Below are 7,021 nucleotides of genomic sequence, written 5' to 3'. Positions count from 1 at the left end.
ACACTACGATTGCCATTGTGGAGCCCCTTAAAGTTGTGAGTTTTACAAAATTGCTACATTAAATAGTAGCCATGTGAATGAGTTTTGTCCAAGGCCGTCAAGCGCGACGACTGGCATTTCTGCTTCGCATTCCCTCGTTATTTGAGCCGTCTACCGCTGCTCACTTCGCCCCTCAGGGCGCCATATCACGACGCCGCCTGGCCCGGAAGCCGATGGCTCGCATAGGGCCCTTGCGGCCGGAAATCGGGCACCAGCGCCGTCAGGGTCTCGACCAGAAGCCCCGCCCGTCCCTCTCGGGCGGCGGCGGCCAGCCGGTCGATCCCGGTCTCGAGCTCATGGAGCGAGGCGGCGCGGGGCTCGGCCTGCAATACGCCCGTGACCGCGGTCGGGGCGGGGTTCTCGTCCGGCGCGAACAGCATCTCGGTCAGTTTCTCGCCGGGCCTGAGGCCGGTGAAGGCGATGGCGATGTCGCGGTCGGGCTGGCGGCCCGAGAGCCGGATCATCTGGCGCGCCAGATCGAGGATCCGCACCGGCCGGCCCATCTCCAGCACCAGCACCTTGCCGCGGGCCTCGCCCGCGAGCGCGGGCGCGGAGGCCTGCAGCACCAGCTCGACGGCTTCCTCGGTGGTCATGAAGAAACGCGTCATGGCGGCATCGGTCACGGTGACCGGCCCGCCCGCGGCAATCTGTTCCTGGAACAGCGGCACGACCGAGCCCGAGGAGCCCAGCACATTGCCGAAGCGCACCGCGACGAACCGCGTGGCGCCCGGGCCGCCGCTGCGATCCAGCGCCTGGCAATAGCTCTCCGCCAGCTTCTTGGTGGCACCCAGGATGCTTTCCGGCTGCACCGCCTTGTCGGTCGAGATCACCACCATGGCCCTGGCCCCCGACTTGATCGCGGCCGCCGCCAGATGGCGCGTGCCGACGACATTGGTCAGCACCGCTTCGTCCGGATGCCGTTCGCAGACCGGCACATGCTTGAGCGCCGCGGCATGGAACAGGATCTCCGGCAGGGCGGATCCCACAGCGCGCTCGAGCCGGCCGCGATCGCGCAGATCGCAGAGCTCGGTCGCCAGGGCCAGCTTCGGATGCTTGGCGGCCAGCTCGGTCGCGATCGCATGCAGCAGCGATTCCGAATGATCGAGCAAAGTGAGGCGAGCCGGCGCCAGCGCCGCGATCTGGCGGCAGAGCTCGGCGCCGATGGAACCGCCGGCGCCGGTGACCAGCAGGCGCCTGCCCGCGACGAGGCGCTCGACGGGTGTGCGGTCCAGCACATGGCGCGGACGACCCAGCACATCCTCGAGCGCGATCGGACGCACCGCGAGGCGGTCCGAGCGCGCGCCGGGCTTGAGCTCGGTCAATCGCGGGAGCCGGGCCAGGGTAAGGCCTTTGCTCTCGGCCAGATCAAGGAGCTGCGCGATGGTGGCGCCGTCGAGACCGTCATCCGTCACGATCAGCCGCTGCGGCGCATCGCCCTTCGCGACGAGACGATCGATCACGGCTGCCGCCGCCTCGAGAGGGCCCGAGACCGGCACGCCCTGGATGCGCCTTCCGACGCGCTGGCCCGAGGGATCGATCAGGCCCACGACGCGATAGGGCGCCGTGGTGCCGCGCGCCATGTCGCGCAGGAACAGTTCCGCCGCGTCGCCGGCGCCGATCAGCAGCACGCTGGCGCGCCCGCCATGGCTGCGCTCGAGCAGGTGATCGAGCCCGCCATCCTTCCAGATGCGATAGGCGAAACGCGGCGCCCCCAGCAGGAAGAGCAGAACGAACGCATTGATGACGAGTGTCGAGCGCGGCAGGCCTTCGAGCCGGTTGAACAGGAAGAGGGCGGGCAGGAACAGCAGCATGATGATCGCGACCGCGCGGCCGATCTCGATCATGTCGCGCAGGGAGGCATAGCGCCACACGCCGCGATAGAATCCGCTGGCAACGAAGACGGTCGCGGCGACGACGGTGAAGATGGCGGTGCCAAGCCAGAGATAGCCCGAGGTCTGCCAGGGAAAGGCTTGGGCACCCAGCCGCAGATAGAGCGCGAGCGGAAAGGAGATCGCGGCCATGATCGTGTCATGCAGCAGCGCGATACCGGCGCGTCCGCCCAGATGCAGTCTTATCGCCATGCCCAGTCCGGCCCCATTCCCATGATGCTGTCTTAGCATAAACCGGGTGCCGGGGCGGGGACGGCGCCCTGGCCTATTGCGGGGCGGGGTGCGGGCGCGATCCTCATTCCACCGGCACCGGCGGCGGCTTGGGCGGATGCTTGAGCTTGCGCATCAGCAGCCAGACCGTGGCCGCGGCGCCGAGCAGCCCCAAGGCCTGCTGGTCGCGCTCGGCGCCCAGTGCCAGCAGGGCCAGCGCGCCATTGGCGACGAGGGCGAGGCCGGCCACCCGGGCCTGGCTGTGGCCGAGCTTGATCGCCACCGAATTCGAATGCTCGGCATGGGCTTCGAGCAGCGGCGCGCACCGCCAGGCCCGCTTGACCAAGGTGATCGTCGTGTCGGCGAAGAACCAGGCCGGCAGAATGAGAGCCGCGGCCCAGGCGCCCTGGCTCGAGGCCCAGAGCAGCAGCCAGCCGATCAGATAGCCCAGCGGGATGCTGCCGACATCGCCGAGGAAGATTTTCGCGGGCGGCCGGTTCCAGAAGAGAAATCCAAGCGCGACGCCGGCGAGCGTCAGCCCCTGCGCCGCCGTCAGCCCCGTGACCCAGCCCTGATCGATCGCGATGGCGGCGAGCCCGAGTCCGACGGTAAGGGCCTGGCCGCCCGCGACCGTGTCGCTGCCATCCATGAAATTGAACAGATTGACGAACCAGAGCCAGAGCAGGCCGCTGAGCGCCAGATCCAAGGGCCGCGGCAGCCAGCCCTGGAAGACCGGCGGCAATTGCGCCAGGGCCACCAGCCCCAGGACCACGGCCAGGACCTGCACGCCCAATCGAGGGAGCGCCGGAAGACCGAAGAGATCGTCGATCCAGGAGACGATCGAGACGAGAATCGTGCCGATCACGAGCATCCGCGGGAGCGCCATGGCGCCGGGATCGAAGGCCGGCAGGAACAGCCAGAGCAAGGTGAGGATCGGCACGACCGCGAGACCGGCACCGCGCGGGGTCGGCACGAGATGGACACTGCGTTCGACCGGCCGGTCCAGCACCCGGCGGCGCAGCAGATAGAGCCGCGCCCAGCCGCAAAAAAGCAGGCTGGCGAGGAAACTGCCGGCGAAGAGCAGGGCCATGGTGGTGACGGTCATGCTGGCCGCCTTATAGCCCGGGCGCGGCCCGACCGGATAGCGGTTGTGGCTATTGCCCGGCGCGGGTCCCCGCTCGATTGACTTTCCCCAGGGCCTAAGGGAAAGAGGGGGCCGCTTTGATTCCGGGAGCCGCCATATCATGAGCCTCGATCCCTCGCCGACGAGCCCCCGTGCCCGGCCGCATGCGCCGAACCGGAGCGGCGAGCCCTCGCCGGGCGAGGCCGTGGCCATTATCGGTCTCGGCTATGTCGGCCTGCCGCTGGCGGTGGCCCTCGATCGCGGCCAGCGAAAACAGGCCGGCGGCGCGGGCTCGGTCGTCGGCTTCGACATCAATCCGCGCCGCATCGAGCTGCTGCGCCAGGGCCGGGATCACACCGGCGAGGTCGAGAGCGACGCGCTGCGGGCAGCGAAGATCCATTACAGCGCCGATCCCGCCGAGCTGCGGAACAAGGACATCTATATCGTCACCGTGCCGACGCCGGTCGATGAGAGCAACAAACCCGATCTGAGTGCGGTCGAGACCGCTTGCGAGATCGTCGGCGCGGCGCTCAAGGCCTCGAAGCCCTTGCCGCAGGGACTGCCGGTCGTGGTGTTCGAGAGCACGGTCTATCCCGGCGTGACCGAGGATTTCTGCGCGCCGATCATCGCGCGGGTCTCGGGTCGCGAGGCGGGCCAGGGATTCCTCATGGGCTATTCGCCCGAGCGCATCAATCCGGGCGATCGCACCCGCACCGTCGATCGCATCATGAAGGTGGTCTCGGGCGAGACGCCGGCGGTCGCGCAGCGTCTCGAGCGGCTCTACGCCCAGGTGACCTCGGGCGGCATCTTCGTCGCGCGCGACATTCGCACCGCCGAGGCCGCCAAGGTGATCGAGAACGCGCAGCGCGACATCAACATCGCCTTCATCAACGAAGTGACGATGATCTTCGGCCGGCTCGGCCTCTCGGTCTATGACGTGCTCGAGGCTGCGCGCACCAAATGGAACTTCCTCGATTTCCGTCCCGGCCTCGTCGGCGGCCATTGCATCGGCGTCGATCCCTTCTATCTCGCCCATTGCGCCGAGGCGCTGGGCCACCATGCCGACGTCATCCTCGCCGGGCGGCGCATCAATGACGGCATGGGCGACCATATCGCCGAGCGCATCGTCGACAGCTACGCGCAAGGCGACCAGGGCAACGGGCTGCCGCGCACGCTGGTGCTGGGCCTCACCTTCAAGGAGAACCTGCCTGATCTGCGCAATTCGAAAGTGGTCGATCTGATCCAGGGCCTGCGCTCGCGCGGCCATCGGGTCGAGGTCCATGACGCGCGCGCCGATCCGGCCGAGGCGAAGCTCCTCTATGGCGAGACGCTGCGGACGGAGCTGGGCCTGGCCAAGGGCGAGGCGCCATTTGATTGTGTGGTCGGCGCCGTTCCGCACGAGGCCTACAAGGCACTGGGCGCCGCCGAGCTCGCCACGCTGGTCCGCCCCGGCGGCCTCGTCTGCGATGTCAAAGCGATGTGGCGCGGACGGGCGTTGCCGGATGGGTTGCGGCGGTGGGAGCTTTAACGGAACCAGGCACTCGATGCGCGTCGCGGCTGCACCCCTCCCCCTACCCCCTCCCGCAAGGGGATGGGCCGAGATTTTTCTTCAGTCGCTCTGAACTCTTCATCGCTGCAGCAAAAGTAAGGGGCGCCCTCACGGGGAACGAAAGGGCGCCCCTGGTCGCGTCGTCCGATCCGGGAGGGATCAGGCAGCGCGGATGGTCGCGATGAATCTGTCGACCTGGCTCTGCAGCTCGACCGACTGCTTGCCCAGCTCCTCGGCGGCGCCCAGCACCTGGGTGGCGGCGCTGCCGGTTTCGCCGGCGGCGCGGGTCACGCCCACGATGTTGTTCGACACCTCGGACGTGCCCTGGGAAGCCTGCTGGACGTTGCGCGAGATCTCCTGCGTCGCCGCGCCCTGCTCCTCGACGGCCGAGGCCACGGTCGTGGTCACGGCGTTGATGCGCTGGATCACCTCGGCGATGCTGGCCATGGCGCTGACCGATTCGCCGGTCGCCGACTGGATCGCGGAGATCTGCGCCGAGATGTCCTCGGTCGCCTTCGCCGTCTGGGTCGCGAGGCTCTTCACCTCCGACGCCACCACGGCGAAGCCCTTGCCCGCCTCGCCCGCGCGCGCCGCCTCGATCGTGGCATTGAGCGCCAGCAGGTTGGTCTGGCTCGCGATCTCGTTGATGAGCCCCACCACCTGGCCGATCTTCTCGGCCGCGTCGGCGAGACCCTTCACCGTGTTGTTGGTCCGCTCGACATTATCGACCGCTTCGCGGGTGATCTTCGAGGAATTCGCCATCTGCTGGCTGATCTCGCGGATCGAAGCCGACAGTTCCTCGGAGGCGGAAGCCACCGTCTGCACATTGGTCGAGGCTTCTTCGGACGCGGCCGCGACGGCGGAGGACTGGCGATTGGTCTCCTCGGCGGTCGAGCTCATGCTCTGGGCCGAGGACTGGAGCTGCGTGGCCGCCGAGGATACCGACTGCACCACGCCCTTGACCGAGGCTTCGAACGCGTCGGCCATCTTGTTGAGCATCACCTTCTTGTCGGCTTCGGCCTTGCGCTTCAGCTCCTCCTGCTCTTCGGCGAGCTGGTCGGCGCGGATCATGCTCTCCTTGAAGACCTGCACGGTCTTGGCCATGAGCCCCACCTCGTCGCCGCGCTGCTGCCCGGGGATCTCGATGGTCTTGTTGCCGCCGGCGAGCGATTCCATCGCCCGGGTCATGCCGACCACGGGGCGCGAGATGCCGCGGCTGGTGAAGAAGGCGATCAGAAGCCCGATCACGACGGCGAAGATCGAGAGGATGACCGCGGTCCAGCGTGTGTCGCTCATCTCGGCGGTCGTCTCGGGCCCGAGCTCCTCCTCGATCGTCTGGTTCTCGGTGATGGTCTCGTCGAGGCGATGGCGCATATCGGGCGCGATCTTCTCGAGCTTGCCGTTGACGATGTCGTTGCGCGCGTTGATATCGGCCTGCTCGGCATCGAAGGCGTCGGCGAAGGCCTTGACCCCGGCCGCGACCTCGTCGGCATCGGCTTGCAGCTTCACGTCATGCAGCAGGCCGTGAAGCTCCTGGGCGCGGCTCGTCACTTCCTCGAGCTCGGTCTTGGCCGATTTGGCGATGGCCGGATCGTTGCTGGCGAGATATTTCGCGACGTCGAGCCGGGCGACCAGGAGATGATTGATCGCCTCGGCGGCCTTGTCGGTGGCGTCCGCTTCGCCGCCGCTCGCGGCTGCGTTCATGACGCTGGTCAGGTCGGCGTCAACCTTGCCCTCGGCATCGTTGAGGCGGTTCATCAGATCGTCGGACTGCTTGCTCAGGCTCACGACCTGCTCGAAATCCTGCATGTAATCCTTCATGTCGGATTCGATCGAGCCGATGTTCTGACGTTCCGTGTCGGTATCGTTGAAGATCGCGACCGAGGTCTCGATCGCCTTCAAGGTCTCGTCGCTGGCCTTGCGCGCGGCCTCCAGCTCCTGGGCGTCGTCATTGCCGATGAAGTTGGTGACCGCGAGATTGGTGCGCAGGAGATCGGTCTCGATCGCGCAGGCGGCCACCGTCTGATGCGCGGCGGACTGATATTCGGCGAACTTGCCGTTGGCGTTGCCCAGCGCCACGAAGCTGACAACACCCACGATCGACAGCAGCCCGAGAATGACACTGGTGCCGAGCGCCAGTCTGGTGCCGATCTTCAGATTGGAAAATCGCAATGAACCCGCTTGAGCCATGATCGTCCACCTTGCCCCGAG

Annotated in this window: 4 protein-coding genes; 1 reads left to right on the top strand and 3 read right to left on the bottom strand. The window is 67.4% G+C overall.

What is annotated here, in order from left to right; translation table 11 throughout:
- Window positions 1–185: 185 nt before the first annotated feature.
- Complete coding sequence (locus tag ACREE8_RS05475) at window positions 186–2,120, bottom strand: polysaccharide biosynthesis protein (protein WP_431571971.1); 1,935 nt, start codon at window positions 2,118–2,120, stop codon at window positions 186–188.
- Between the two features lie 103 nt (window positions 2,121–2,223).
- Window positions 2,224–3,243 (bottom strand): MraY family glycosyltransferase, encoded by a 1,020-nt coding sequence (locus ACREE8_RS05470; protein WP_431571970.1) that lies wholly within the window; start codon window positions 3,241–3,243, stop codon window positions 2,224–2,226.
- A gap of 139 nt (window positions 3,244–3,382) precedes the next feature.
- Between ACREE8_RS05470 and ACREE8_RS05465 the strand changes: the two genes are divergently transcribed.
- The gene (locus tag ACREE8_RS05465) at window positions 3,383–4,789 is read left to right on the top strand and encodes a nucleotide sugar dehydrogenase (RefSeq protein ID WP_431571969.1); all 1,407 of its coding nucleotides are present in this window, start codon (window positions 3,383–3,385) and stop codon (window positions 4,787–4,789) included.
- Window positions 4,790–4,969: 180 nt separating this feature from the next.
- On the opposite strand, the gene ACREE8_RS05460 is transcribed toward ACREE8_RS05465, so the two are convergent.
- Window positions 4,970–7,000, bottom strand: coding sequence for a HAMP domain-containing methyl-accepting chemotaxis protein (locus tag ACREE8_RS05460; RefSeq protein WP_431571968.1), 2,031 nt, complete (start codon window positions 6,998–7,000; stop codon window positions 4,970–4,972).
- Between the last annotated feature and the right edge of the window lie 21 nt (window positions 7,001–7,021).

The organism is Hypericibacter sp., from assembly GCF_050729195.1.
GTDB lineage: Bacteria > Pseudomonadota > Alphaproteobacteria > Dongiales > Dongiaceae > Hypericibacter.
Note: the sequence above shows the minus strand (reverse complement) of the source record. Positions and strands in the feature narration are given on the sequence as shown.